Here is a 24,903-nt window from a genome sequence, read left to right on the forward strand (position 1 = left end):
ATTTCGCACGACTGGACGCAAAGCCATGCCCATGGAAAAGACCTTCGACGCCGCCGAGGCGGAACCGCGGATCTACGCCGCCTGGGAAAAGGCCAAGGCCTTCGCCGCCGGCGCCAACGCCTCGCGCCCGGAAACCTTTTCCATCGTGATCCCGCCGCCGAACGTGACCGGCGCGCTGCACATGGGCCACGCCTTCAACAATACCCTGCAGGACATCCTGATCCGCTGGCACCGCATGCGCGGCTTCGACACCCTGTGGCAGCCCGGCACCGACCACGCCGGCATCGCCACCCAGATGGTCGTCGAGCGTGAACTCGCCGCCGAGGGCAACGAAGGCCGCCGCGAGATGGGCCGCGAGAAGTTCCTCGAACGCGTCTGGCAGCAGAAGGTCAAGTCGCGCGGCAACATCACCGGCCAGCTCAAGCGCCTCGGCGCCTCCTGCGACTGGGATCGCGAAGCCTTCACCATGGGCGGCGCCCCCGGCGACCCGGAACCGACGAAACAGAACTTCCACGACGCCGTGATCAAGGTCTTCGTCGACATGTACGACAAGGGCCTGATCTACCGCGGCAAGCGCCTCGTGAACTGGGATCCGCATTTCGAAACCGCGATCTCCGATCTCGAGGTCGAGAACCACGAGAATCCCGGCCACATGTGGCACTTCAAGTACCCGCTGGCCGGCGGCGAAACCTATGAATACGTCGAGAAGGACGAGGACGGCAACGTCACTCTCCGCGAGACCCGCGACTACATCTCCATCGCCACCACGCGCCCCGAGACGATGCTGGGCGACGGCGCCGTCGCGGTTCACCCGTCGGATGAACGCTACGCCCCAATCGTCGGGAAACTCTGCGAAATCCCGGTCGGCCCGAAGGAACATCGCCGCCTGATCCCGATCATCACCGACATGTACCCGGACCCCGCCTTCGGCTCCGGCGCGGTCAAGATCACCGGCGCCCACGACTTCAACGACTACGCCGTCGCGCAGCGCGGAAACATCCCGATGTACCGCCTGATGGACACCAAGGGCCATATGCGCGACGACGGCGCCGATTACGAAACCTGCGCCATCCGCGCGCAGGAGATCGCCAACGGCGCCGATTTCACAGAGGCCGAGGTCGACACGCTGAACCTCGTCCCCGACGACCTGCGCGGCCTCGACCGCTTCGACGCCCGCGCGATGGTCGTCGACCAGATCACCGGCGAGGGGCTCGCGGTGATGACCACCGCCTCCGATACGCGCCTCGGCAAGAAGGCGGTCAAACCCGACGCGGACGACGCGAACTACGCCGTCCCGCTGGTGGAATCGAAACCGATCATGCAGCCCTTCGGCGACCGCTCGAAGGTCATCATCGAGCCGATGCTCACCGACCAGTGGTTCGTCGACGCCGAAAAGATCGTCGGCCCCGCCATCGACGCCGTCCGTTCCGGCGAGGTCGAGATCCTGCCCGAGCAGGACAAGAAGGTCTATTTCAACTGGCTGGAAAACATCGAGCCGTGGTGCATCTCGCGCCAGCTCTGGTGGGGCCACCAGATCCCGGTCTGGTACGGGTTTGACCTGTCCGGCGAAGGCTTCCGCGACGACGAAAACGATGGCGCGCTGGACGAGGTGGAAATCGGCCGCCTGCTGAACGCCCAGCGCCTGCTCAAAGGCGACGAGCACCACCATTGCGGCCCCGATTTCGACCACGTCTCCGGCCAGTTCTACGACGTTCTCGGCACAATGCCGACGCCGCTCAACCACGCCCGCATCGTCGAGGTCGAGGATCGCGACGCCGCGCTGCACATGATCGCGTCCAGCCTCGCCGACTATAATGTCAGCCAGGACCCGACCCATCTGGTCTACCCGATCTGGCGCGACCCAGACGTGCTTGACACCTGGTTCTCCTCCGGCCTCTGGCCCATCGGCACGCTTGGCTGGCCCGAGGACACGCCGGAACTGCACAGATACTTCCCGACTTCCGTCCTCGTCACCGGATTCGACATCATCTTCTTCTGGGTCGCCCGGATGATGATGATGCAATATGCCGTGGTCGGTCAGCGGCCCTTCGACACAGTCTATGTCCACGCCCTCGTCCGCGACGAGAAGGGCAAGAAGATGTCGAAATCGCTGGGCAACGTCCTCGACCCGCTGGAACTGATCGACGAATTCGGCGCCGACGCCGTCCGCTTCACGCTGACCTCGATGGCCGCCATGGGCCGCGACCTGAAGCTGTCGACCAGCCGCATCCAGGGCTACCGCAACTTCACCACCAAACTCTGGAACGCCACCCGTTTCGCCGAGATGAACGGCGTCTACGAGGGCACGCACGCCCCCTGCACGGACGGCGTTCAGGCCGTGTACGTCAATAGCACCGCGAACCGCTGGATCATCGGCGAAACCGCCAAGGTCCGCGAAACCGTCGATGCCGCGCTCGATGCCTTCCGGTTCAACGACGCCGCCAACGCGCTCTACGCCTTCACCTGGGGCAAGGTCTGCGACTGGTATGTCGAATTCGCCAAACCGCTCCTCGACTCGAAAGACGCCGAGATCGTCGAGGAAACCCGCGCCACGATGGGCTGGGTGCTGGATCAGTGCCTGATCCTGCTGCACCCGATCATCCCCTTCGTGACAGAGGAACTGTGGGAAACCACGAAGACCCGCGACGGTATGCTCGTCCACGCGGACTGGCCCACCTACGGGGCCGCCGATCTCGTTGACGAAGCCGCGGATCGCGAGATGAACTGGGTCATCAATCTGATCGACGAGATCCGCTCCGCCCGGGCCCAGATGCACGTTCCCGCCGGGCTGCACATCCCGATGCTGCAGCTCGAACTCGACGCCGCCGGCCGCGCCGCATGGGACAAGAACGAGACCCTGATCCGGCGCCTGGCCAGAATCGATTCATTAAGCGAAATCAGCGAGATGCCGAAGGGCGCTATCACGGTCGCGGTCGAGGGCGGCCTGTTCTGCCTGCCGCTCGCCGACATCATCGACGTCGCCGAGGAAAAGACCCGGCTGGAAAAATCGCTGCAGAAGCTGGAAAAGGAACTCGGCGGCTTGCGCGGTCGTCTTTCCAACCCCAAATTCGCAGAAAGCGCGCCGCCGGAAGTGGTTGAGGAAACCAAAGAAAACCTCGCCGCCCGCGAAGACGAAGCCGCCAAACTGAAGACCGCCCTGGAGCGCCTAGCCGAGGTCTCGTAGTCCCATGTCCAGAAGCTTCCGCAGCCTGATCGAACGACAGATCTTCAAGGCCCAGGCCGAGGGGCAGCTGGACAATCTCGAAGGCCAGGGCAAACCCCTGCCGGACCGCAGCGGCGAGGCTCATCTCGACGCCGGCGAAGCCGCCGCCCACCGCATGATGGCCGAGGCCGGCGCCCTGCCCGAAGAGATCCTGATCAAGCGTCAGGTCGCGGCGCAAAAGCAGGTGCTGGCCGGTCTCACCGATCCGGATGAGCGCAAGGCGGCAATGCGCAAGCTGGCCGATCTGGAACTGAAGCTCGCGATCGCGCAGGAAGCACGCCGCAAATTCATGAAGTACTAGGCGCAGAACCGCTTCAGGACCCGACTCTAACCCTCTGAAAAGAAACCGCGCCTTCTTCTGGTTGAAAATATCCCGGGGAGCGCGAGGGGCTGGCCCCTCGCTCCCGGACCATGCAGCCGCAGCGACGTTTCCCTATTGCCCCACAACCACGTTTTGCGCTTGATGCCCGCCATGCCGGGACCACGCTACACCGACCTCGCCGCCTCGCTGCCCGCCACCGTCCCCTTCGTCGGGCCGGAAGCACAGGAACGCGCGCGCGGCAGCCTGTTCCGCGTACGGATCGGCGCCAACGAATCCGTCTTCGGCCCGTCCCCCAAAGCCATCGCCGCGATGGAACAGGCCGCCGCCGCGACATGGATGTACGGCGACCCGGAAAGCCACGACCTGCGCCAGGCCCTTGCGAGCCACGAAGGCGTCCGGCCCGGGAACGTCATCATCGGCGAGGGGATCGACGGCCTCCTCGGCTACCTTGTCCGCCTGACCGTCGGACCCGGCGATGCCGTGGTCACCTCCGACGGCGCCTATCCGACCTTCAACTACCATGTCGCGGGTTTCGGCGGCACGCTCCACAAGGTTCCCTACCGCGACGACCGCGAGGACCCCGGGGCGCTGCTGGCGAAGGCGCGGGAAACCGATGCCCGGCTGATCTACCTCGCCAATCCCGACAACCCGATGGGAAGCTGGCATGCCGCCGGGATCATCGAGGAAGCCGTCGCCAGCGTGCCGGACGGAACCCTCCTGATCCTCGACGAGGCCTACGCGCAGTTCCTGCCCGATGGCGCGCTGCCGAAGATCAACCCGGACAACCCGCGCGTGATCCGCTTCCGCACCTTCTCCAAGGCCTACGGCATGGCCGGCGCGCGCGTCGGCTACGGCATCGGCGCCGCGGACCTGATCACCGCCTTCAACAAGGTTCGCAACCATTTCGGCATGTGCCGGATTAGCCAGGCCGGCGCCCTCGCCGCCCTGCAGGACGCGCCCTATCTGGCGGAGGTCATCGCCAGTGTCGCAAAAGCCCGCGCCCGCATCGCCGACATCGCCGCGCAGAACGGCCTGACCGCCCTACCCTCCGCCGCCAATTTCGTCGCCGTCGACTGCGGCCGCGACGGCGCCTTCGCCCGCGCCGTCCTCGCCGAGCTCACCGCCCGCGACGTCTTCGTCCGCATGCCCTTCGTCGCGCCGCAGGACCGCTGCATCCGCATATCCGCAGGCACCGAAGCCGACCTCGATATACTCGAACGCGAATTCCCCGCCGCCCTCGACGCCGCCCGCGCGAAAAGTGACGCGATGTCCTGAGAACGGGCTCTCGCCCGGCCGCCGGACTGTGCTACCATCGGATCAGGGAGGTCGTCAGCGCCCCCGCGCGCGCGCCTGCATCTGGAGCACCTGCCCATGCCCGCGAACCGCCACAGCGACACACGCCCGCCGCTCCCCGGCAACGGCATCCTGCCCGACTACAGCCTGCCCTTCTTCGTCACCAGCGGCGTCCTGTGCTTCTTCGCCCTCGTCGCGCTCTGGGCCGCCTATGGCATGCCGCTCGTCCTGATCGCCGCCACAGCCGCCGACTGGCTGCTGCGCAGGGCCTAGCCCCCCGCGCAGACCTGCGCCGCCGCCTCCAGCGCACCCGCCCCATGCGGCACCTGCAGGGCGCACAGCCCCGCCTCGATCCCGCCCAGCGCGCCCAGCACCATGTGGCTGTTGACATGCCCCATATGCGCGATGCGGAAGAACCCGTGCGAGGACGGGTTCGACCGGTCCACCATCCCGATCCCCAGCCCAAGCGTCAGCCCGGCATTCGCCGCCACCCACTGCCGCAGCTCGTTGCCATAAGGCGCGCCGATGCTCAGCGACGTCACCGCCACCGACCGCTTCGACGGATCGTCGATGTTCATCCGCAGCGGCCCGTCCTCGGCCCAGACGTCGAACGCCTCCCAGACCGCCCGCGCCAGCACCTCGTGCCGCGCGAACACGTTCTCCAGCCCCTCCTCCGCGATCATGTTCAGCGCCTCGCGCAGGCCGAACAGGTGATGCGTCGGGGCCGTGCCGCCGAAATACTGGTAGAATTCCTGCGGAAACGCGCGCGGCCGCCAGTCCCAGTAGCCGGTCACCAGCCCCGCCTTCTCCCGCGCCGCATCCGCCTTGTCGTTGAAGAACACGAAGGACAGCCCCGGCGGCGTCATCAGCCCCTTCTGGCTGGCCGCGACCATCAGGTCGACGCCCCAGGCGTCCATCTCGAACCGGTCGCAGGCCAGCGACGCGATGCAGTCCACCATGAACAGCGCCGGATGCCCGGCCTCGTCCAGCACCCGCCGGATCCCCGCGATGTCGTTCTTCACAGAGGTCGCGGTATCCACCTGCACCACCAGCACCGACTTGATCCGGTGCTCGGTATCCGCCGCCAGCCGCTCCGCGACGCGGCCCAGATCCACGTCCGACGCCTTGCCGAAATCGAGGATGTCCAGCTCCACGCCAAGCCGTTCCGCATGCATCGACCAGCCAAGCGCGAACCGCCCCGTCGCCAGCACAAGGCAAAGGTCGCCGCGCGAATGCGTGTTGGAAATCGCCGCCTCCCACGCCCCGTGCCCGTTGGCGATGTAGAACGCCACGTTACCGTCCGTCTTTGCCACCGCCTTCAGGTCCCGCGCGATCCCGGCGGTCTCTTCCACGATGGCGCCTTCATAGATGTTCGGCGCGGCGCGGTGCATGGCGCGCAGAACGCGGTCGGGCATCACCGACGGTCCGGGGATGGCAAGGTATTCACGGCCGTTGGCAAGCGACATGGGGAAGCTCCGGAATCAAAGAACCCGTCCGCGTTAGTCCGGCCTGCCGGTGCCGTCAATCGGCCTCATGCCTTGTCGCAGCCCCCCTTTGCCGTTACATGCCGCCTTTGCAACCGAAACAAGCCCTGCGCATGCTCAGCAAGCTGTTCAACCGGATCCACGAGGCCGAACGCCGCTTCATGCGGTCCTTCGGCACGGACATCTCCACCCCGCGCGGACGGCGGCAGGCAAAGTGGCACTTCTACATGTTCGACCACGGCATCCTGCGGGGTCTGTGGACCAACATGTATCAGATCGCGCCGGGCGTCTGGCGCTCGAACCAGCCCTCTTTCGCGCGCCTGAAGAAGCTCAAGGAACAGGGAATCCGCACTGTCCTGAACCTGCGCGGCGAGGACAAGTTCAGCTTCTACCTGTTCGAGAAGGAAGCCTGCGAAGCGCTCGGGCTGGAAATGATCGACATCCGCATGCGTGCGCGCTCGCTCGTGCCGCAGGAACGCTTCATGGAGCTGTTCGAGATCTTCGACCGGATCGAGAAGCCTTTCGTGCTGCATTGCAAATCCGGCGCCGACCGCGCCGGGCTGGTCTCGGCCCTGTGGCTGCTCGACAAGGAAGGCGCGTCCATCGCCGAGGCGAAGAAGATGCTGTCGCTGAAATACGCCCACCTGAAGCGCACCAAGACCGGGCTGATGGATTATCTGCTGGAGCGGTACGAGACCGACAATGCGGAAACGCCGATGAGTATCCGCCAGTGGTTCGCGGAACGCTACGACGCAAAGACACTTTTCGAGGACTTTCAGGTCCAGAGCGGCCGCGCCAGCGCCGAGGCTGCATGACCGAGACACGCGATCTGACCCGCTGGCTGTGGCGCGACTACCTGCGCCGGCACATCTGGCTGATCGTCGTGGCGGTCATCCTGATGTCCATCGAAGGCGGGATGATGGGGGCGCTCAGCTATCTCATCAAGCCGATGTTCGACCAGATCTTCGTGGCCGGGAACCGCGACGCCATCACATGGGTCGCGGCGGGCGTATTCGGCGTCTTCTTGATCCGCGCTGTCGCCGGGTTCGGTCAGCGCGTCATCATGAAAACCGTGGGTCAGAAGGTGTCGGCCGCGCTGCAGGCCGACATGGTGCGGCACATGCTGCGGCTGGACAGCGCCTTCTTTCAGGAGAATTCGCCCGGCATCCTGATTGAACGCGTGCGCGGCGATACCCTCGCGGCCGGCAGCATCTGGTCGACCGTTTTCTCGGCGCTCGGGCGCGACGTGGTGGCGCTTATCTCGCTTTTCGCCGTGGCCCTGTCCATCGACTGGGTCTGGACGCTGATCGCCGTCGCCGGCGCGCCGGTGCTGATGGGGCCGATGGTCCTGCTGCAGCGCTGGGTGCGCCGTTCCACCCGTACCGCCCGGCACGCCGCCGCGGTGCTGGCGACACGGCTGGACGAGACCTTCCACGGCATCGACACGATCAAGTTGAACACCATAGAAGCGCGCGAGGCCGACCGGTTCTCGGACGAGCTGGGCGGGTTCGTCGACGCGCAGATCCGGTCAGAGGCCGGACAGGCCGGCATTCCCGCGATGATGGATATCGTTGCCGGTGTCGGCTTCTTCGGTGTGCTGACCTATGGCGGGCTGCAGATCATCGACGGCGCCAAGACCGTGGGCGAATTCATGTCCTTCTTTACTGCCATGGCGCTGGTTTTCGAACCGCTGCGCCGGATAGGCAATGTCAGCGGCGCATGGCAGGCGGCGCTGGCCAGTCTTGAACGGCTGCACGACATCTTCGATGCGAAGCCGACGATCACCTCTCCCGCCGAACCGAAACGCCTGCCGGTGGCGGCGGAATCCGCGGATCTGGAATTTTCCGACGTGGCGCTGGCCTATGGCGATCAGCCGGTCCTGCGCGGCGCCAGTTTCGTCGCCGAGGCTGGCAAGACCACCGCGCTGGTCGGCGCCTCCGGCGCGGGCAAAAGCACTGTCTTCCGGATCTTGACGCGGCTGGTCGAGCCGCAGTCGGGCCACGCCCGGATCGGCGGCGTCGACGTCGCCGACCTGCCGCTGGAAGACCTGCGCGGCCTGTTCTCGGTCGTCACGCAGGATGCTCAGCTGTTCGACGAGAGCATTCGCGACAACATCCTTCTGGGTCGCGATGGAGCGGCCCTCGAAACGGCGCTAACTGCGGCCCATGTCGACGACTTCCTGCAGAACCTGTCTGCGGGCGTCGAGTCGAAGGCCGGGCCGCGCGGCTCCGCCCTGTCCGGTGGCCAGCGCCAGCGCGTCGCCATCGCCCGCGCGCTGCACCGCGATGCGCCGATCCTGCTGCTCGACGAGGCCACCTCGGCCCTCGACGCCGCCTCGGAGGCGGTTGTCCAGCAGGCGCTGGAGCGCCTCTCCACGGGCCGTACCACGCTTGTGATCGCACACCGGCTGTCGACGATCCGCGAGGCGGACAAGATCGTGGTGATGGATGCCGGTCAGGTCGTGGATCAGGGCACGCATGAAGAACTGATCGCGCGCGGCGGGATCTATGCGGATCTCTACCGGCTGCAATTCGCGGAATAGCCGGGATTTCGGGTCGCCTCGCGATCCTGCCGGCTTTAGGCGTCGCACCATTGGAACAGCACTTGAGTCGGGACGGCGCCGTCACTCCATATGAGCCCGCCACTGCCTCGCATTACGCTCTGTTCCGCGATGCGTCCCCACACAGACGTTTGCGCTAACATGCCTGAAATCAATAACTTGACCCCCCGTCCCCATGGGGACGCCCCCCGTCAGTGCCTCGAATACCCCTCGGCCAGCCTCTCCGGATCGGCCCCCATCAGATACCGCGTCAGGGTCAGCAGGTTCCGCCCGCCCCGCCGCATCCAGCCCTGCCTTCGATACTTCTCCGCGCTGGTCCAAGCGGTGCCCCCCAGTACCACCAGCCGCCCCGCCAGAGCCCTGGCCAGGGCCACGTCCTCCATCAGGGGGATGTCCTGATAGCCGCCGACCTCGTCGTACAGATCCCGCCTGACAAGCAGCCCCTGATCGCCATACGGCAGCCCCAGCGCCCGCGCCCTCAGGTTGGCCCAGCCCGCCACGAACCGCGGCGCGCTGCCCGACGCCCGGAAGCCCAGCCGGAAATACCCCGCCTTCCCCGGATGGTCGCGGATATGATCCAGCACCGCCCGCGACCAGCCCTGCCCCAGCCAGGTATCGGCATGAAGGAAGAGAAGCCATTCACCCTGCGACTGGCCCGCGCCACGGCCCAGCTGGCCCCCGCGCCCCGGAGCCCCGCTGACCAGGTAGGCTCCCGCCTCCTCCGCCAGCGCCCGCGTCCCGTCCTCCGACCCGCCGTCGCTCAGGATCAGCTCGCGGATCAGCCCGGCTTCCAGCCCCTCGCCAAGGCTGGCGAGGGTTCCCGGCAGATCCGCCGCTGCCTCCAGGGTCGGGATGATGATCGAAACCGGCGCGCGCATGGTTCTTTCGCTTGGCTCCTCACCCCCTATATTAGCCGAAGAGGCAGCAGGTGGAACGACAAATGCAGGCAGACGCATGTAAAGATCGGCAAGTCATCGCCATCTCAGGAGGAGATCGCGAGGAATTCCTGCAGGGCCTCGTCTCCAACGACGTCACACGCCTGAAGAACGGGCTTGTTTACGCCGCGCTTCTGTCGCCTCAGGGCAAATACCTGGCCGATTTCTTCCTCGTCCCGGCGGGTGAGTCGATCCTGCTCGACGTGAAGTCCGACCTCGCCCCCGGCCTGATGCAGCGGCTGTCGATGTACAAGCTCCGCTCCAAGGTGGCACTGGAGGATAGCAGCCTGCCGGTCTGGCGCGGGCTTGGCGAGGCGCCTGAGGGCGCCTTTGCCGATCCCCGCGATCCCTCTCTCGGCTGGCGCTTCTACGGTGCGCTGGAAGCCGAGCACGCCGGAATCGACTGGGATGCCCTGCGCGTGTCCGCCTGCGTGCCGGAAAGCGGCGTGGAGCTGATCCCGAATGACAGCTACCTGCTGGAGACGGGCTTCGAGCGCCTGCAGGGCGTGGATTTCCGCAAGGGCTGCTATGTCGGCCAGGAGGTCACCGCAAGGATGAAGCATAAGACCGAGTTGCGGAAAGGGCTTGCGAAGGTGACCGTCGACGGCAGCGCGCCCGTCGGTACCGGCATCGAGGCGGACGGCAAGCCCGCTGGGACGCTCTACACCCAAGCTGGCGGACACGGCATCGCCTATCTGCGCTTCGACCGCGCGTCGGGTCCGTTGACGGCCGGAGACGCGTCGGTCCGGTTCGAAGAGGTTTGATCGAGGATCTGCGCAATCAGATCGGCCGTCTCACCGGCAGCGAGGTTGATCGGCTGCGTCAGATGCAGGGCGGCGACCTTTCAAATGTCTACTCTTTATGTCTGGCAGATGGCCGTCAGCTTATCGCGAAGACCGGCGCCACGGCGCCTGCGGAAAGCGAGATGCTGGCGGCCATCGCGGCAACCGGGTGCCGCTGTCCGGAAGTGGTCTCTTTCGGAAATGACCTGCTGCTGATGACCGAGCTCGATACCGGCGGCCTTCCCGGTTCCGCCGCATGGGCGGAGTTTGGCGTCCATCTCCGACTCCTGCACGACAATCGCGGGACCTTACATGGCTGGCACCGCGATCATGCCTTTGGGCATGTTCCGATCCGAAACGCGCCTTGTGCCGATTGGCCCACCTTCTGGGCGGAGCGACGATTGCTTGCTGACGCGGCGATGCTTCCTGCGGATCTGCGGCACAGGCTGGAAAAGCTCGCCGATCGCCTGCCCGACAGATTGCCCAAAGCGCCCGCGCCGTCCCTTCTCCACGGCGACCTGTGGTCCGGTAATGTGCTTTGGGGTGGTGCCGGTTTCAGCGGCGTTATCGATCCGGCCTGCTACCACGGTGACGCAGAGGTCGACCTTGCGATGCTCCGGCTGTTCGGCCGGATCGGAGACGGGTTTCGTGATGCGTACGGTCCGCCGGCATCAGGAGAGGCGGACCGCCTGCCCATCTACCAGCTCTGGCCCGCCCTAGTTCACCTGCGCCTCTTCGGCGCAGGCTACCGCCCAATGGTGGAGAACTTGTTGGCCGCCGCGGGCGCCTGAAATCAGGCGCGTTCGGAGTATTCCATCGTTTCGGTGTTGACGATGATGTCCTCATCCGGTCCGACGAATGGCGGCACCATGACCCGCACGCCGTTGTCCAGGACAGCGGGCTTGAAAGAGTTGGCTGCCGTCTGGCCCTTCACCACCGGTTCGGTCTCGACGATCTTGCAGGTGACCTTTTGCGGAAGCGTCGCGTTGAGCGCCTCGGCCTCGTAGTACTCGATCTGCACCATCATGCCGTCCTGGAGGAATGGACGCCGTTCCCCCAGAATCTCGGCCGGAAGCTCGATCTGCTCGTAGGATTCACTGTCCATAAAGACCAGCATGCCGTCGGATTCGTAAAGAAACTGCTGATCTTTCTGCTCCAGCCGCACCCGCTCGACCTTGTCGGCCGACCGGAACCGCTCGTTCAGTTTGGAACCATTACGCAGATTGCGCAGCTCGACCTGCGCAAAAGCGCCGCCTTTTCCGGGCTTTACGTGGTCAACTTTGACCGCGGCCCAGAGGCCGCCATTATGCTCCAGAACGTTTCCCGAGCGGATTTCATTACCGTTGATCTTTGGCATGTGGATTAACCATGGCAGAAACTTGATCGCATTCCGGCGCACCCTATATCTGCGGGATGTTCGGGTGACAAGCCGACTAAATGCTGTGCCCGACTATGCTGAGCTATGCACCAAATGCATAGGAGGCATTCCAAATCGGAAATACCGAATCGCATATAACTGGCCATAGTGGCCGCCACGCCGGAAAACACAAGACCAATAAAAAAGAAGGACGACGAATGACTGATTTCGTTGACGGGACCGCATTCAACTACGAACAGGGTCAGCGCGCGCGGAAACTCTTCGCAGCGGTCGTGCTGGCAGCCCTAGACGATGCGATCGCCGACGACAAGAAATACGGCAATGGTCCGGACCAGATTGCTCGTTGGGCGCGTTCGCGCGACGGGCGTGAGGTTCTGAGCTGTGCCGGTATCGACCCGAACGAACGTGTTGTTCAGGGTCTGATGACTTTCGTGGCCAAGGGTGTGCGGACTTCCGTAGCGCTGAGCCGCGAGGAGTCTGAGCGTCGCAACGCCGCGTTGCTGGCGGAGCAGGCCGAAGCCGCCTGATCCACAGCAGACGTACAGGTCCCAGAAAAACGCGCGCCCGGGTAGGCGCGCGTTTTTCATTTCCGGGGTACGTTTACCCTGCCCTCCCACGAATTAACTGAATGCGCTAAAGGCACGACAGGAAAAGGAAAAACGGAGAGTGACGAGGGCCATCATGATCCAGGGGGCGGGCTCCAATGTGGGCAAGTCTCTGATCGTCGCCGGGCTGGCACGGGCGTTTTCACGCCGTGGCATGTCAGTGGCCCCATTCAAGCCGCAGAACATGTCCAACAATGCTGCCGTCACCGCTGACGGCGGCGAGATCGGCCGCGCCCAGGCACTGCAAGCACGAGCCGCAGGGCGGGACGCGGTCAGCGACATGAACCCTGTACTCCTGAAGCCGGAAACCGATACCGGCGCTCAGGTGATCGTTCAGGGTAAGCTCTTTACCACTTTGCGCGCAGGCGATTATGGGAAGGCCAAGGGCAGCCTGCTGCCGAAGGTATTGCAAAGCTATCATCGCATTGCCTCCAGTGCCGATCTCGTACTGGTCGAGGGCGCGGGAAGTCCCGCCGAAATCAATCTGCGGGCAGGCGACATCGCCAATATGGGATTTGCAGAAGCAGCCGGGGTACCCGTGGTTCTGATAGGCGATATCGACCGGGGCGGTGTTATCGCCCAACTCGTTGGCACGCATACGGTTTTGTCCGAAGCGGATCGTAAAAAGATTTCCGCCTTCATGATCAACAAGTTCCGTGGCGATATTGAACTTTTTGATGAAGGCCTGCGTCAGATCTCTAAACGTACAGGCTGGGCGTCTTTGGGCGTGCTCCCCTGGTTCCAAGATGCCTGGCGTCTGCCTGCGGAGGACATCATGGACATCCGTTCCCGTATGTCCGGCAACATGAAGGTCGCCGTACCTCGCCTGGGCAGGTTGGCCAATTTCGACGACCTCGACCCATTGAAGGCGGAACCCGGTCTCAGTGTAGAGATTGTCGAGCCCGGACGTGCCCTACCCGGCGACGCAGCACTGGTGATGTTGCCCGGATCGAAGTCGACGATTGCCGACCTCGAACAGTTTCGTGCGCAGGGCTGGGATATCGACCTTGCCGCCCATGTGAGGCGCGGCGGGCATGTGCTGGGCCTCTGCGGTGGATATCAGATGCTTGGGCGCGAGATCCGCGACCCGAAAGGCATTGAAGGTCATCAAGGCAGTTATCCAGGTCTTGGCCTGCTGGATGTGACGACCGAAATGCATCCCGAGAAGCAACTGTCGCGCGTTGATGCCGTTTACACTGATACGGGTGACAGCCTCTACGGTTACGAGATCCACCTGGGCCGGACGGAAGGGCCAGACTGCGCACGAGCCTGGCTGACCATTGATGGCCGCCAGGAGGGCGCAGCGAGTTCAGATGGCCGGATACGCGGCTGCTACCTACATGGAATATTTGCCGCCGACGGGTTTCGCGCCACGTATCTGGCCGAATTGGGCATGGCGGGATCCGGGCTGAACTACGAGGCGGGCGTCGACGAGACACTCGACGCCATGGCGGATCATCTGGAAAAGTGGGTGGACCTTGACCGCCTGCTGGCGCTGGCGGCCCCTGTGCCGACTGCCTCCTAACCCAGATCCCTCATTGCCAGCGCACGCTCGATCTCGCGCCGAACCAGCCGCCGCACATTGCGGGTAATTCGCTCTCCTAGCTCGCCCTGCAACTCTTCGCGGACCATCTCGGCCACCATGTCGCGCAAAGCGTCTTCATCCAGAAGTGCTTCGTCGCCATAGAGGCTGAATGCGTCGCCTTCTTCGTCGTCTTCGACTGCCGCCTCGGGGCCGGCTCCGATCGGATCATCTGTTACTTCCGCGGTTGCATCGCTGTCTTCAACCTCGTCGGCATCCGGAATGAGATCGTTGGCGACTGATTCCAGGCCAACGGCAGCCACACGTCCCGGCTTGTCCTCTTCCGGCTCCCATTCTTCCCAGTCCAGGGCACCGGGATCCTCGACGGCCGATTCAAGCGTCAGGGTCTCTGTCAGGTCTTCCTCTGCAGCCTCTTCGGTCTGCGCCACAACACCTGGCTTTTCCAGGGTCTCGTCCGCATCGCTTTCCTGCGCATCCGCTGCGGCCTCAGGGGACTCACTATCGTCGAAATGCTCGGCTAGGTCAGGCTCAGTCTCAGACTCTGCAAGTGCATCTTCGGTTTCGTGGACGTCGGCCCCGGTTTCCGGCGCATCGATATCCACGATTTCGGTGGCCTGTTCCTGCATGCTGTCGGACTCCGGCAGCTTCAAAAGCGACATGTCCGCGACTTCGTCGGAATTCGCTTCTGTCTCTGCGGGATCACTCTCGCCCATCTCGCTGGCAGCCGCCTGCTCTTCGCTTGCGTCATCCGCCGCGTCGGCTTCCGCTTCGCGCTTCCAGGCCTCGGCCATGTCGAAATTTGCGTCGAGGCTCAGAGGGCGGGTTTCGTCGCTCAGCCCGTCTTCGCTGCCGTCCGGTTCCCATTCGTCATCGGATTGGAACAACGCCGCCTCGATCTCAGCGACGCGGGTCTCGAGCGACCCTTTTGCCTGCTCCTGCGACACTGCGCTGTCGACATCCGCTTCGTCAGTGGATTCGTCGTCGAGTTTGTCCGAATCTGGGGAATCCAGCTTTGCAATCTCGGACAGGTCCGGTTCGTCGCCGGCTTCCGGCTCCCACCTCTGACGGTGCGCGGTCGAATCCGCCGTCTGGTCCGCAAATTTAGGTGCCTCAGCCGCCGGCTCGGGCGTGGGGTTTGCAACCTCAGATTGATCCGCTTCCGGCGCCTCCTCACGCCCCGCCACCCGATGCGCGGGTGTCAGAACGAGCCGATCGTTCAACTCTTCACTCGTCGGCCTGCGCTTCGTTCCGGACGGTTCTTCGGAAACCAGCCTCCGGATCGACGACAACACATCCTCGATTTCGGCATTGGACACAGGATCTGCCATGCGTCGTTCCCTTTTTACTGCTCTGAGCGATACTAACCGCTCACAGGGTAGCGCACAACTATCAGAGGTGTGTGGACTATTTGCCGAGGCTTTTAATGACCCGGTCCAACTTCTCACCCTGCGGGCTGACATAGCGGGTCGGCCCGTTTTTGACCGCGTTGTAATAGCCCTCTGGATCGTAGGTCATGATGCCCAGATTGAGATGGTCGACGGTCAGAAGACCCATCGTCGACAACAGAGAGTAGACAGCCACAAATTGCTGGATTTCCGCTTCGATCAGTGTCGCGCGGGCGTCGAGAAGCTCCTGCTCGGCGTCCAGCACATCGAGCGTCGTGCGGGCCCCTAGCGAAGCCTCCTCCCGTACGCCTTCATATGCCACACGGCTTGCCGTTACCTGGCGCTGGCCGGCGGCGGTACCGGCGATGGCGACGCTCAGCGCGGACCAGGCATTGGCGACATTCTGCCTGATGGTGACAACCGATTGCAGCAGTTCCGCCCGGTCGCCATCGGCCACAGCAATTGCCTGGCGCAACGCGGAACTGAGCGCACCACCGGCATAGATCGTCTGGCTCAGGCTTAGCGAGGCACTGTTCGAGGCTTCGTCCTCATGTGTGATCGAGGCCGTTCCGCTGATACCCAGGGTCGGGCGCAGCTCTGCCCGGGCGCGGGCGATGTTCAGCTCGGACACTGTGACTTCGCGCTGGCGCTGCAGGATCAGCGGGTGGCCCCGCACAGCGATCGCTTCCGCTTCATTCAGGGTGTTCGCCACCTTCGGGGGAACCGCCGGACGGACCAGGTTGTTCGGATAATGACCGATCGCAGCCTTGTAGGCTTCGCGCGCGACGTTGTAGTCGCCTTCGGCCGAAGTCAGCGATGACCGAGCGGCCGCCAGGCGGGCTTCTGCAATGGAGACGTCGGTGCGTGTCACCTCGCCCACTTCAAACCGTTCGCGGGCCGCATCCAGCTCGCTGTTGATCAGGCGCACGTTGTTGCGCCGCAAATCGACAAACTGCGCCGCCCGGATCACTTCCATGTATGAATCGACCGCAGTCAGCAGCACGCTCTGCTCGACATTCACCAGCGCATGGCGAGTGGCCAACACAGACTCCTTCGCCGCTTCGATTGCGAGCGGCGTGCGACCGAAATCATACAGCGTCATCTGCGCCGTCAGCTGCAGCGCCGCGGTGTAGTTGTCGGATGCCGGTCGCGGGTCATTGTAAGAACCGCTCAGAGCCCAGGACAGGATCGGCCGCAATTCGGCCACGGCCTGCGCGACATCTTCGTCGGCGGCCCGCAATAGGGCGCGGTTTTGTTCCAGCAGGTTCGAATTGTTATAGGCGGCGATAAGGGCATCGGTCAGTGTCTCTGCCCGCGCCGACGCGGTTGCTGCAAACATGGCACAGCCGGCGACGGCGGCCAGGAGCAAGCGTTTCAACGGGATCGCCGAGGCGGCACGACGGGACACGGTATTGTAGCTCACAGCACGAACTCCGCTTTGCGGGCAAAACCGGGCAGAACCGGAGCGCTGGCGTCGAATGCCCAGCGCCAGCTAACGGCACCGTCAGCCTTGATACCAAGCCTGGCCTGAGCAAGTCCGCCGTCGGAGAACAGCGCTGCGATGCGGCCGCCCTCTTTCAATTGATCCGTAATGCTAACCGGCATGTTTTCCACCGCCCCTTCGACGAAAACTACGTCATAGGGCCCGTGTTTCGGCGCCCCCTCGCTCAATTCGGCCTCGACGACCGCGACATTGTCCACATCGGCCTCCGACAGCAGATCCTGCGCCTCGACTGCCATTGCAGAGTCTTCCTCGACCGCCACCACGGCCTGGGCCAGCCGGGCGATCACTGCAGCGGAGTAGCCAAGGCCGCAACCCAGATCGAGCACCAGTTCTTCCGGGCGGATATCCAGCGCGTCCAGCATTTTTGCCAACGTCCGCGGCGCCAATACGACACGGCCGGGCGCAAGCGGAATATTCTCGTCCCTGTAGGCCGTCTGGCGGGCCGCATCAGGCACGAAGCGTTCTCTGGGAACTGCTAGCATTGCCTCGATTATCGGATACTTTGTCACGTCCGACGGGCGGACCTGACTGTCCACCATCATCCTACGGCTAGTGCCTGCATCGGTCATTTAACTGAACTCTTCGGTTTAGCTGCCGATTGGATGTTGCCACAAGTCTTTCCGGCAAACAACTGACACGGCCCGGTTTACCGGGGTGCCGGGTCTGTTTCGCTTCGGCGAGGCTTGCAGCGATGCCACAGTAGCGAATCACCCTTTGACACCGTCGCGTTCGGATCTGGCCAAAAAATCTCAGCCGGAAAACCCGCTATATGCGGGCTGGTACCAAGCAGCTGCCGGCAACCTACCGCTTGGCGCAAGACTGCCTCTGCTAGCGTGCTGACGTCCCTGCTCCGGCATCTCACCCAAGCGCCACAGTCAGAAATGGCTCCAGCCGTCCGCGTCATCGAAGTCGACCTCCGGCTCCTGCACTGCGACGGCGGCAACCGTCCTTCGCCCAGCTGGCCGGGGGGCACTCGCCGCCGTGTTCGGCAAGGCCCTGTTTCCCGGAGGCGTAGAAGTATGCGTGTCGTCAGACCCAGGCTTTTCGACTCCTGTCGATACCTTGGCTGGTACATCGCGTTGGGTCTTTCCTATCGCAGCCGTTAACTCGGCAGGAGGTTTGGAAGATTGCTCTGCGGGCTTTTCCGTCCCGGTCCTGAACCGCGCCATTGACGTCGTCAGCATTTCCGCTTCTCGCTTCAGCGAGTGTCCGGCGGCTGTCGTCTCTTCGAACATCGCCGCGTTCTGCTGCGTGACCTGGTCGAGTTGCCCGACGGCTTCGTTGATCTCCGCAAGTCCGCCGCTCTGTTCGCGAGAGCTTTCGGCGATTTCCGAGACATGGCGCGCGATCTCGACGACACCCACTACGATACTCTTCAACGCCTCGCCCGCCTGACCGACGAGATCGACACCACGTTTTACCTGCCGGCCGGAGGAAGAGATCAGTTCGTTGATCTCACGCGCGGCCTCTGAGGACCGCTGCGCCAGGGCTCTGACTTCGGAAGCGACCACGGCAAAGCCACGGCCCGCCTCGCCGGCCCGCGCGGCCTCGACGCCCGCGTTCAGTGCGAGCAGGTTGGTCTGATAAGCAATGTCGTCGATTACTTCAGTGATCTTCGAGATCTGTTTGGAGGACGCCTCCAGTTCGCTCATCGCATCCACGGCCTGCCGCACGACTTCACCCGAGTTTTCGGCATTCCCGCGCGCCGTTTCAACGATCCGGTTTGCCTCTGCAGCACCTTCGGCGGCGGTCCGCACCGACGTGGTCAACTGGTCGAGCGCGGCAGCGGTTTCCTCCAGCGTCGCTGCCTGCCGTTCCGTGCGCGCCGACATGTCATCGGCTGCCGAGGAGATCTCCGAGGCCCCGCCCTGAATCTGTTCGGCATTCTCGGCAACGGTGCGCATGGCGTTCAACAACTGATCTACGGCTCTGTTGAAATCAGAGCGCAACTGCTCGTACTCCTCGGAGAATGTTGTTGCGATCTGGGCGGTCAGGTCTCCTTCGGCAAGCTTTCCCAAGCCACCGCGGAGGTTCTCGACGACGGTCGCCTGCTGCGCAGCGCGGCGCTTGCGCTCTTCGTCGGCAGCCGCGATAGCGGCCTGCGCTTCGGTCACATCCGTCGCGATCAGGATATAGCGCAGCATAGCGCCGTCACTGTCCTTAACGGGGTTCGCGCTACCGTCGACAATCGACTCACGACCGTCAGGTCCGGAAAGGAAAAAACGGCCGAAGACCGCTTCGCCTGTGCGCAGGCGCTGAAGATCGTCATCGCCTCCGGCAAACCGCAGGAAATCATCCTGGTTCCGGCCCATGATTTCATCCCGTGGCTTTCCGACGACCGCGCAGAATGCAGTGTTCGCATCCAAAACCTTATGATCGAGCGAGAATTCCGCCCGAACCTGATAACCGTCAATGGAATCCAGCACGGCTTGGTTCAGGAAGCTCGCAGTCACGTCTTGCATTTCGATAACGAAACCGATTGCTTCGCCGGCATCGGTGCGCACCTCGGCCAGATCGAGCGTTAGCCGCAGATTGCCCAGCGCAAGGTTCAGTTTCGCCGGCAGGCTCTCGGGCCGCTCGAAGCAGGCAGAGATCCGTTCGACAGTATCGGCCGGTAGAATACTCTCAATCAGATTGCCGCGAATGGCTTCCGGATCGAATGCATCGTTGCCCCGCTTGAATTCGGCTTGTTTCTCAACGAACAACGCTCGGACGGCACGGTTCGCGTGACGCACCTTTTTCGATCGATCGAGCATCAATATGCAAGCCGTACTCGCCGAGAAAGCGGCGCCACGAAATGTGCTGTTCACGCGTTCCTCTTCGGCATCACGCAGCTTTCGCCGAAAGCCATCGAGCTTTTCGGCGATATGCCCTATCTCGTCGTGGCGGTCGGCATCGATGATCTCGACGCCGAAATCTCCGCCTGAGATACGGCCGATGGCACCGGTCACCCGTCGCAAGGGCCGTGCGAGACTGGCAGAGAAGGCAATAGCGGCGACAGAGGCCGTGGCGATCGCGGCAAGACAGCCCCAAAAAAGCATCTGATGCAGTCGGCCCAAGCCCGCGAGCGCCTCGCTCTGCGACATCTCCGCCACCGCAGCCCAGCGCGCGCCGGTGAACTCCAACGGCCGAAATGCGCGAACCACCGGCACACCGAACCGGTTCTCTGTCAACTCGGCACCGGACTGGCCGGCTAGCGCAGCCTGGACACCAGGGCCATCGAAGCTTTCCATCAGGATCGCCTCTGACGTGCTTCCGGACCGGTTCGTACGCAACAACATGTCCGGCCCGACGAGCACGATTTCCCCGGTTTCACCGAGGCCCTGGCCGGACTGCGTTATTGCATCGAGTCCGTCGCTGGAAAGCTCGTACGCGATCACCCCGATAGGTTTGCCGAACAGCAGAACTTGCTGCGCAAGAAAAGCGACGGGAGCGTCACCGCCGGGCGCGAACACTTCAAAATCCTCGAAGACCTGCTGGCCTACTTCACTTTCCATGGTTTCGCGAAATGCGCGCGAGAGAGAGGAGTCGCCGAGCGGTCCTTCCAGCACATTGCTGCCGAAATCATCGTTCTTCTGAACAGAGTAGAGGACGTTGCCGGCCTCATCGAGAATCAGGATGTCGTGATACCCGAAGTCATTCAGGCGGTCGCGGAAATAGGCGTGAAACTCGGCATGTGTCGTGGAATAGAGAGAGTCGTCCGCAGCCTTGTCCAGATTCTGGCGCTCGCCCGGCGGGTTCGGATTGTTGTCCACGTAAAGGCGGCGCAGTTCCGTTTCCGCATTATCGTTCAGCGCCGCCCATGACTGTTTGAACCGCGCGACCGCACGCATGATCGTACGTTCGTTTGCGGCGCGTTTCAGGTCCTGCTGCGTCGCGGCGATCTGACGCTCGATAATACTCACATTGGCGTCGAGCACTGTTACGAGACGATCCGACGCGTCGTCGATCACCGCAGTTTCCTGGAAGCGGTTCACAAAGATACCGAACAGGATCACGGCGGCAGACACGAGCAGAACTGTGACCACCGGAAGCTTAATCGTAATCCGGATATTGTTCAGAAATCTCATCGAGGTAGTCTCCTTGCATGTGCCGCCGGGATGGCCGGGCAGCACGACTCGCGCCACTTGCTAAAACTGAGGAATGAAGATTGGTTTAAGTGACCACGGGCACAGAGCCGTGACCCGCGAGTACCGGGTTTGCGCCTTGACGCGGTCCGAAATGCCACCTAATCAGAACGCCACTCTGGCGAGTTGGCGGAGTGGTGACGCAGCGGATTGCAAATCCGTGTACACCGGTTCGATTCCGGTACTCGCCTCCAAAAAATCCTTTTAATCATCGGGTATAGGTCAAGTTGACTGTCGACCAGTTCCTGGCCGCAAATCATCTCGCTCAAAATTAGTGTTGCATTCGGCTACAAGGCGCTTTGCCTGCAGAAGGTTCAGGGCTCACAGGGGCATGCGATCAGACTGCGTCCGCGAGACAAGCGGCTTCGTCAATGTCAAAAAAGCAGGGTTCCAGATACGCAATGGTTGAGCGTCTCCTGCCGCTGCCCGAAAGCGAGACTCATGTCGCAGAGATAGTCGAAGGCCGATCCAGCACTAAGCAAAATCAATTTGTTACGGGCGAAGGCAGCGCCGCTGTGCAAACTTCACATAGCCGTCCAGAAGCCCGCGAGGTAGGTGCGGTCGGCGCCCCAGCCGAGCCTCTCGCGATAGTACATGCGCAGCGGCTGAATGACCGATTTCTCGCAAGCGACCCACAGGAATCCGTTCCAATCCTCGGTCGCCCGCGCCTTGATCCAGTCGTGGATTTGTTCAGTTTCGCATGAGGGGATCCGGGCGACATCGAATCCGGGGGGAGCTTCAAGCGGATAGTCCGACCCCGCTGCTGAAAACAACGCTACCTCTCCCTTCGCTTTGCCATTCACGTGGGCCAGTTGGCGTGCAATCGCCGGATATGCGGTTTCGTCACCAGCGATGATCATCTTGGTCGCATCAACAGTGGCGCTGCCACCGGGACCAATCATTCCGATCCGAGCGCCGGCCTGAGCGGACCTTGCCCAGTCGGTCACGCGACCGCCTTCATGGATGAACACGTCGAAATCCAGCAGCCCGTTGCCGGCATCGCTCCAGACAGTTGTGTAGGCCGGGCGGTGCAGCCGATTGTCGCCTTCCGGCCAGACCGTCCGGCCATTCGCGTCGAGCCGGGGCCAGTCCGGTTCCGGATTGCCCGATGCCGGCAGGGCAAGGCGGAAATGCATGCGCTCGCCCGAGAACGGTTCAAGGTTCTTGCCTGCAAGCCGCACACGAAGGAATTCCCGGCATATTGGGGTCACCGACACCACCTGCATGAGCCGGAAGTTCGGCGGCAAGGCCCCGACTTCGACAGGGTTGTCCCACTGGATCCTCTTAGCCAGCTCCGGCATTGCAGCAGAGAACTGATCGACGAGGCCTTCCTTAAGCGTCTGCAGGAACTCGCCGTTCTCGGCACTCAGTTCAAGTCGAACCGCTCCTTCATCCGGGTGGATCTTGAAGTGGCCCATTGGCGTGTGACAAGCAAGTCCGCCGTCCTTGGTCTCAGCCGTCTGAAGCCCGCGCACGCCAGCGCCGTGGCGCACGGCCGCCGCCAGAGCGGCATATGCAATTCCGCCAAGGCGCGCCGATTCCCGGAATTCCATCCCCGCCATGCGTGATGCCTCAGAACCGATAGTCCAGCCGTACCCCGATCTCGCGCCGGTCGCCCAGCACAGCCTGAGAGCCGGGACCGCTCTCGTTGACGAAGTACCCCTCGTCCAGCACGTTGTTGGCATAGACCGTAAGCGACGCCTGGTCCCAGGCATAGCCGGCCTGCAGATCCACCAAAGTGTAGCTGTCATTCATGATCGGCAAACTGTCTTGCGACAGCGTCGACAGGAACTGACCGACATGGGTAACCGTGGCGCCGTGGAACCAGCCCGTATCGGCGCCCCAGCGATAGCCTAGCGTCAACGACTGTTCCGGCGCGCCCGGGAAGCTTTCGCCGGTGTAATCGATACTGGGAAGAACGAAATCGGTGAACTCTGTATGCAGCAGGCCCGCCGAGGCGAACAGGTTCAACCGATCGTTGTAGGCATAGTCCAGTTCCAGTTCCGCACCAAAGCTTTCCGACTTCCCGGCGTTGGCGATATAGCCCGACACCGGGTTGCCAGACTCGGCATAGATTTCGACCTGCTGGTTGTCCCAGTCCTGGTAGAAGACCGAGGTTGACACGGTCAACGCGCCGTCCATGAGCGTGCCGCGATGGGTCAGTTCCAGATTGCGGGCCGTTTCCGCATCATAGCTGAAATAGGCGCCGTCGGATGCGCGGACACCCGCGCCGCCCGGACGATACCCTTCCTGGTAGACCAGCGAAACTGTCTGATCGTTGGCAAACTCATAGGCGAGGCCGATCTTGGGAATGAAGACGGTGTCTTCGAACGTGGTCTCGGTATCGGTGATCGTGACGAAATCGGACGAGAAGAGCGCCGTCTGCTCCTGCTTGTAATAGTCGACCCGGCCGCCGGCGATCACGCTCCAGCCGGGAGCGAATTCATATGTGATCTCGCCGAAGGCGGCCAGGTTGGTGACGTCCGAGGTGTTCCGCGACTGGTCGAAGGTCAGTTGCTGGTAGTCGCGCCAGCTGGAGTTGTTCTCGAGCGCGCCATAAACCCCAGCGACCCATCGCATTCCTGCGCCGTCGTCATAGTTCAGGCGGAATTCCTGCGAGAAGATCTCTTGCTTGAATTCGCCTTGGCCCTCCAGGAACTCGCCGAAGTCGATATAGAGAGACGGATCCGTGCCGACGTTAATCGAGCGGCGGTCGGTCAGGGAACTGGTCCAGCCTGTCTGGGCGGTGAACTTGAGGAAGTCGCTGACCTCGTGCGTGACTTCGATGCTGGCGGAGTCTGTTGTGGTTTCACGTACTTCCGCAAATAGAGGCAGGAGATAAACACCTAGCGAGTTGTAGAATGTCGGCAGTAGCTCCCCGTAGGAGTCGCCGCGCATGTCGTCGTAGCTGACAGACAATGGGCCCGTCCAGGCCGGCCCAACGACAGAGTTCTTGTAGGGACTGTCAAAGGAGTGACCGTAGCTTAACAGCACCTTGGTCGCCTCGCTTCCGGTTGGCAGCCACAGCAGCCGGCCACGGATATTGTAATACTCGTCGGTCGAGAAATCGTCGTACAGCGCGTATTTCTCGTAGGACGGATAGTTGATGTCAGTGTCCTTGGCCGACCACTCACCACTGATCCGGTAGGCCAGTGTTTCACTAAGACCGTCGCCGAATGCGATGCCGACCTGGCGGTGGTTGTTTTCGCCGTAGGTCAGCTGGATGTGGCCCGATTTCTCAAAATCCGGCTCGACCGTGCGCAGATAGACCGCGCCCGCCAGGCCCGCACGCCCAGTGAGCGTTGAGGTCGGGCCGCGGTAGATCTCGACCTGCTCAACGTCAAAAAGGCCGCGAAAGCCTCGGCGCGCGGATTCCACAGTCTGCGGTGCGCCATCGACATACAGCGTCGCCAGCGGGGCGCCTATTCCGCCCGGGGTTTGTCCCTCGGAGTTGATGCCCCGAATGACGAAACCGCTCTCCACGGTCGGTCCGGGCATGACGTTGGCGACCTTGCCAAAGACGTCCTGAAACGTGAACAGAGCGGGCGTGTCCAGCGCCTCTTCGTCCAGAACCGCGACAGAGGCGGTCGAGTCCTCGATGACGCTGGCCGACCGGTCGCCGTAGAGATAGACTACGCCCAGGAACTCTGCATCCCCGCTCTGAGCAAGTGCCGCACCGGTTGTAAGCGCCGAAATTCCATACGAAAGCATGGCAGCCGATTTCACTGACCGCATGACGTTCCCCCTTAGATGACGTCCAAT

General features: G+C 63.0%; 19 protein-coding genes and 1 tRNA gene. 11 read left to right on the top strand and 9 right to left on the bottom strand.

The features are described from left to right. The first annotated feature begins 25 nt into the window (after window positions 1-25). The 4 genes from HCO70_RS11425 to HCO70_RS11440 all read left to right on the top strand — a co-directional run bounded on the left by HCO70_RS11425 (window position 26) and on the right by HCO70_RS11440 (window position 5,111). Window positions 26-3,184, top strand: coding sequence for a valine--tRNA ligase (locus tag HCO70_RS11425; protein ID WP_172295958.1), 3,159 nt, complete (start codon window positions 26-28; stop codon window positions 3,182-3,184). A 4-nt stretch (window positions 3,185-3,188) separates the two neighbouring features. After that, window positions 3,189-3,524 (top strand): DUF1992 domain-containing protein, encoded by a 336-nt coding sequence (locus HCO70_RS11430; RefSeq protein ID WP_172295960.1) that lies wholly within the window; start codon window positions 3,189-3,191, stop codon window positions 3,522-3,524. 171 nt (window positions 3,525-3,695) lie between these two features. After that, window positions 3,696-4,820 carry a pyridoxal phosphate-dependent aminotransferase gene (locus HCO70_RS11435; protein ID WP_172295962.1) on the top strand — a complete coding sequence of 375 codons (1,125 nt, stop codon included), beginning with the start codon at window positions 3,696-3,698 and terminating at the stop codon, window positions 4,818-4,820. Between the two features lie 96 nt (window positions 4,821-4,916). After that, window positions 4,917-5,111 carry a hypothetical protein gene (locus HCO70_RS11440; RefSeq protein ID WP_172295964.1) on the top strand — a complete coding sequence of 65 codons (195 nt, stop codon included), beginning with the start codon at window positions 4,917-4,919 and terminating at the stop codon, window positions 5,109-5,111. On the opposite strand, the gene HCO70_RS11445 is transcribed toward HCO70_RS11440, so the two are convergent. Beyond that, a complete protein-coding gene (locus tag HCO70_RS11445; RefSeq protein ID WP_172295966.1) occupies window positions 5,108-6,304 on the bottom strand; it encodes an alanine--glyoxylate aminotransferase family protein in 1,197 nt (398 codons plus the stop codon). The two genes, HCO70_RS11440 and HCO70_RS11445, sit on opposite strands and share 4 nt — an antisense overlap. A gap of 131 nt (window positions 6,305-6,435) precedes the next feature. Here HCO70_RS11445 and HCO70_RS11450 point away from each other — a divergent pair, with 131 nt between their 5' ends. Both HCO70_RS11450 and HCO70_RS11455 read left to right on the top strand, forming a co-directional pair. Then, complete coding sequence (locus tag HCO70_RS11450) at window positions 6,436-7,137, top strand: tyrosine-protein phosphatase (RefSeq protein ID WP_253913162.1); 702 nt, start codon at window positions 6,436-6,438, stop codon at window positions 7,135-7,137. Further along, window positions 7,134-8,864 carry an ABC transporter ATP-binding protein gene (locus tag HCO70_RS11455; protein ID WP_172295968.1) on the top strand — a complete coding sequence of 577 codons (1,731 nt, stop codon included), beginning with the start codon at window positions 7,134-7,136 and terminating at the stop codon, window positions 8,862-8,864. Before HCO70_RS11450 ends, HCO70_RS11455 begins: the two co-directional genes overlap by 4 nt. A gap of 209 nt (window positions 8,865-9,073) precedes the next feature. On the opposite strand, the gene HCO70_RS11460 is transcribed toward HCO70_RS11455, so the two are convergent. After that, a complete protein-coding gene (locus tag HCO70_RS11460; RefSeq protein WP_172295970.1) occupies window positions 9,074-9,760 on the bottom strand; it encodes a TIGR04283 family arsenosugar biosynthesis glycosyltransferase in 687 nt (228 codons plus the stop codon). Between the two features lie 62 nt (window positions 9,761-9,822). Between HCO70_RS11460 and HCO70_RS11465 the strand changes: the two genes are divergently transcribed. Both HCO70_RS11465 and HCO70_RS11470 read left to right on the top strand, forming a co-directional pair. After that, on the top strand, window positions 9,823-10,581 hold the full coding sequence (locus HCO70_RS11465; protein ID WP_172296276.1) for a folate-binding protein YgfZ: 759 nt from the start codon (window positions 9,823-9,825) through the stop codon (window positions 10,579-10,581). Next, a complete protein-coding gene (locus HCO70_RS11470; protein ID WP_253913163.1) occupies window positions 10,578-11,390 on the top strand; it encodes a fructosamine kinase family protein in 813 nt (270 codons plus the stop codon). The genes HCO70_RS11465 and HCO70_RS11470 overlap by 4 nt, the downstream gene beginning before the upstream one ends. A gap of 2 nt (window positions 11,391-11,392) precedes the next feature. Here HCO70_RS11470 and efp read toward each other — a convergent pair whose 3' ends face one another. Beyond that, a complete protein-coding gene (gene efp / locus HCO70_RS11475; protein ID WP_172295972.1) occupies window positions 11,393-11,956 on the bottom strand; it encodes an elongation factor P in 564 nt (187 codons plus the stop codon). Window positions 11,957-12,174: 218 nt separating this feature from the next. Between efp and HCO70_RS11480 the strand changes: the two genes are divergently transcribed. Next, complete coding sequence (locus tag HCO70_RS11480) at window positions 12,175-12,504, top strand: DUF6280 family protein (RefSeq protein ID WP_172295974.1); 330 nt, start codon at window positions 12,175-12,177, stop codon at window positions 12,502-12,504. Between the two features lie 139 nt (window positions 12,505-12,643). Beyond that, a complete protein-coding gene (locus HCO70_RS11485) occupies window positions 12,644-14,107 on the top strand; it encodes a cobyric acid synthase (RefSeq protein WP_172295976.1) in 1,464 nt (487 codons plus the stop codon). Here HCO70_RS11485 and HCO70_RS11490 read toward each other — a convergent pair. The 4 genes from HCO70_RS11490 to HCO70_RS11505 form a co-directional block, all read right to left on the bottom strand. Then, complete coding sequence (locus tag HCO70_RS11490; protein WP_172295978.1) at window positions 14,104-15,453, bottom strand: hypothetical protein; 1,350 nt, start codon at window positions 15,451-15,453, stop codon at window positions 14,104-14,106. The two genes, HCO70_RS11485 and HCO70_RS11490, sit on opposite strands and share 4 nt — an antisense overlap. Before the next feature lie 76 nt (window positions 15,454-15,529). Further along, on the bottom strand, window positions 15,530-16,888 hold the full coding sequence (locus tag HCO70_RS11495; protein WP_253913248.1) for a TolC family outer membrane protein: 1,359 nt from the start codon (window positions 16,886-16,888) through the stop codon (window positions 15,530-15,532). Window positions 16,889-16,929: 41 nt separating this feature from the next. After that, window positions 16,930-17,583 carry a protein-L-isoaspartate O-methyltransferase gene (locus tag HCO70_RS11500; protein ID WP_172295980.1) on the bottom strand — a complete coding sequence of 218 codons (654 nt, stop codon included), beginning with the start codon at window positions 17,581-17,583 and terminating at the stop codon, window positions 16,930-16,932. A gap of 306 nt (window positions 17,584-17,889) precedes the next feature. Next, window positions 17,890-21,084, bottom strand: a complete 3,195-nt coding sequence (locus HCO70_RS11505; protein WP_172295982.1) for a methyl-accepting chemotaxis protein — start codon at window positions 21,082-21,084, stop codon at window positions 17,890-17,892. 177 nt (window positions 21,085-21,261) lie between these two features. Between HCO70_RS11505 and HCO70_RS11510 the strand changes: the two genes are divergently transcribed. Next, window positions 21,262-21,335: transfer RNA gene (locus HCO70_RS11510), tRNA-Cys, on the top strand. 330 nt (window positions 21,336-21,665) lie between these two features. On the opposite strand, the gene HCO70_RS11515 is transcribed toward HCO70_RS11510, so the two are convergent. Further along, window positions 21,666-22,703, bottom strand: a complete 1,038-nt coding sequence (locus HCO70_RS11515) for a siderophore-interacting protein (protein WP_172295984.1) — start codon at window positions 22,701-22,703, stop codon at window positions 21,666-21,668. Window positions 22,704-22,713: 10 nt separating this feature from the next. Next, a complete protein-coding gene (locus HCO70_RS11520; RefSeq protein WP_216665332.1) occupies window positions 22,714-24,852 on the bottom strand; it encodes a TonB-dependent receptor in 2,139 nt (712 codons plus the stop codon). Window positions 24,853-24,903 lie beyond the last annotated feature (51 nt).

Origin of the sequence: Pseudoruegeria sp. HB172150, from assembly GCF_013184805.1 — a bacterium.
GTDB lineage: Bacteria > Pseudomonadota > Alphaproteobacteria > Rhodobacterales > Rhodobacteraceae > Psychromarinibacter.

Bases quoted from the DNA above. Each gene is read 5' to 3' on its own strand.
- HCO70_RS11425 (WP_172295958.1), top strand. From the start codon at position 26: ATGCCCATGGAAAAGACCTTCGACGCCGCCGAGGCGGAACCGCGGATC.
- HCO70_RS11430 (WP_172295960.1), top strand. From the start codon at position 3,189: ATGTCCAGAAGCTTCCGCAGCCTGATCGAACGACAGATCTTCAAGGCC.
- HCO70_RS11435 (WP_172295962.1), top strand. From the start codon at position 3,696: ATGCCGGGACCACGCTACACCGACCTCGCCGCCTCGCTGCCCGCCACC.
- HCO70_RS11440 (WP_172295964.1), top strand. From the start codon at position 4,917: ATGCCCGCGAACCGCCACAGCGACACACGCCCGCCGCTCCCCGGCAAC.
- HCO70_RS11445 (WP_172295966.1), bottom strand. From the start codon at position 6,304: ATGTCGCTTGCCAACGGCCGTGAATACCTTGCCATCCCCGGACCGTCG.
- HCO70_RS11450 (WP_253913162.1), top strand. From the start codon at position 6,436: ATGCTCAGCAAGCTGTTCAACCGGATCCACGAGGCCGAACGCCGCTTC.
- HCO70_RS11455 (WP_172295968.1), top strand. From the start codon at position 7,134: ATGACCGAGACACGCGATCTGACCCGCTGGCTGTGGCGCGACTACCTG.
- HCO70_RS11460 (WP_172295970.1), bottom strand. From the start codon at position 9,760: ATGCGCGCGCCGGTTTCGATCATCATCCCGACCCTGGAGGCAGCGGCG.
- HCO70_RS11465 (WP_172296276.1), top strand. From the start codon at position 9,823: ATGCAGGCAGACGCATGTAAAGATCGGCAAGTCATCGCCATCTCAGGA.
- efp (WP_172295972.1), bottom strand. From the start codon at position 11,956: ATGCCAAAGATCAACGGTAATGAAATCCGCTCGGGAAACGTTCTGGAG.
- HCO70_RS11480 (WP_172295974.1), top strand. From the start codon at position 12,175: ATGACTGATTTCGTTGACGGGACCGCATTCAACTACGAACAGGGTCAG.
- HCO70_RS11490 (WP_172295978.1), bottom strand. From the start codon at position 15,453: ATGGCAGATCCTGTGTCCAATGCCGAAATCGAGGATGTGTTGTCGTCG.
- HCO70_RS11500 (WP_172295980.1), bottom strand. From the start codon at position 17,583: ATGACCGATGCAGGCACTAGCCGTAGGATGATGGTGGACAGTCAGGTC.
- HCO70_RS11505 (WP_172295982.1), bottom strand. From the start codon at position 21,084: ATGAGATTTCTGAACAATATCCGGATTACGATTAAGCTTCCGGTGGTC.
- HCO70_RS11515 (WP_172295984.1), bottom strand. From the start codon at position 22,703: ATGGCGGGGATGGAATTCCGGGAATCGGCGCGCCTTGGCGGAATTGCA.
- HCO70_RS11520 (WP_216665332.1), bottom strand. From the start codon at position 24,852: ATGCTTTCGTATGGAATTTCGGCGCTTACAACCGGTGCGGCACTTGCT.